Genomic DNA, 331 nt, shown 5'->3' on the forward strand with positions numbered 1-331 from the left:
AAGAGCGGAAGATCCGCATGGTGCAGCTGCGTACGGTGAGCAAACGCGAGAAGATCCTCTTCCCGGCGGTGCTGTTGCTGCTGGTGGCGCTGCTGCTGCCGGACGCCGCGCCGCTGCTGGGGATGTTCTGCTTCGGCAACCTGATGCGCGAAAGCGGGGTGGTGGATCGTCTGAGCGATACGGTGCAGAACGCGCTGATCAATATCGTCACCATCTTCCTCGGGCTGTCGGTGGGAGCCAAGCTGGTGGCGGACAAGTTCCTGCAGCCGCAGACGCTGGGGATCCTGCTGCTGGGGGTGATCGCCTTCTGCGTGGGCACCGCCGCCGGGGT

Annotated in this window: 1 protein-coding gene; it reads left to right on the forward strand. The window is 65.0% G+C overall.

Annotated features, from left to right (window positions below; genetic code table 11):
• A partial coding sequence (locus PGR23_RS24460; RefSeq protein ID WP_430915676.1) for a sodium ion-translocating decarboxylase subunit beta occupies positions 1 to 331 on the forward strand: 331 nt, incomplete at both ends.

Source organism: Klebsiella sp. 141162 (genome assembly GCF_050600755.1).
In the GTDB taxonomy this organism is placed as follows: Bacteria; Pseudomonadota; Gammaproteobacteria; order Enterobacterales; family Enterobacteriaceae; genus Klebsiella; species Klebsiella aerogenes.